We start from the raw sequence: 1,124 nt of genomic DNA on the forward strand, positions 1-1,124 counted from the left end.
CGCGCGGCCGGCGGCCGCGAGGGGTTTCGGCGGCGCGGGCGAACAACACAGTGGTGTGCGGTGTCGGTGCGTTCCTTCGGTGGGGCCTGCGATGCATCCGGCGCGCCGCGGCTCGGTGCGCCAGGTGGAGCGCCCGCACCGCAGCGCAGCGAGGAGCGGACGAACGACCTGGCGTGCCGAGCCGCGGTGTGCCAGCGTCGTGGAAGGCCCCACCGAAGGGGCGTGCCGACACCGCCCTTGCCCGCGCCACCGCGCGGCCGCCAGGCCGCGATCCTCAGCGACCAACCACCCCACCCGGCGGTGCGGTGCCGGGCGGGCCCGTCGCGGAGGTGGCGGGGGCTGGGGCGTGGTTGGCCGGATGGTGGTGAGTCGGCTTTGTGCGGTGCTGCGGGGTGATTGGGTGAGCCGGGCGGGGTGTCGCATGGGCTGGGAGTTATCCGCTTTAGTTGCTGTACTCGCTGTGCGAGTTCCGACGGCGGCCGCTCGCGGTGGGTGGGGCGGCTACGGGCGCCGCCGCGCGGCCGTAGGTCGCGATCGGAAGCGACCACCGGCGGGGGTTTCCGACTGCGCTGGGTGTTGAGTGGTTCGGCGTGACTGCGCTGGAAGGTAGTGCGCGGGAGCTACGGAGGTGCGGGAGGGCTTGGTGTCGCGGCAGCTCACATTCTTCTCGGGGTGCTGGTGGAGCACGTTGGCCGGGTGCGTGTGGTGGGCGGTGCCTGACTTCGCCGGAAATGAATGGGGTTGTGCTGGTTTGTAACCTGGAGGGACGGCGTGGGGCGATGCCGGGTCGCTGGGCGCGTTGGATCGGGAAGGGTGGCTGCGATGAGTGGTGTGTCGGAAGTGGAGCGGCTGGCGGCGCGGATGTTGGTGGAGCTGGAGGCTCCCTCGGCCGATGACGTGGCCTCGGTGGTGGCTGGTGAGAGGTGGCAGCCGCAGGGGTTGCCTGACGGCGTCCGGTTCGATGTGGTGTTCCCGGGTGCGGCGGGGTTCGATCTGTAGGAGCGACAGACGAAAAAGGGGCCGGAACCACACGGCGGATTCTAGGGATCGTTGCAACACGTGGTCGTTTGGTTCAGGCCGCAAGTAGTCTATGCAGGCGCTCGGCTGGGGTTTCCCAGCCGAGC

At 70.5% G+C, this 1,124-nt stretch carries 1 protein-coding gene; it reads left to right on the top strand.

Annotation, left to right across the window (positions count from 1 at the left end; all coding sequences use genetic code 11):
• Nucleotides 1-822 precede the first annotated feature (822 nt).
• Nucleotides 823-999: a hypothetical protein gene (locus ACWEO7_RS39660; protein ID WP_452431022.1), complete on the top strand. Its 177-nt coding sequence runs from the start codon at nt 823-825 to the stop codon at nt 997-999.
• The last annotated feature ends 125 nt before the right edge of the window (nt 1,000-1,124 follow it).

This window comes from Nocardia sp. NPDC004260 (genome assembly GCF_053603155.1).

Excerpts from the sequence above, each read along its gene's own strand:
- ACWEO7_RS39660 (WP_452431022.1), top strand. The coding sequence starts at position 823 with ATGAGTGGTGTGTCGGAAGTGGAGCGGCTGGCGGCGCGGATGTTGGTG.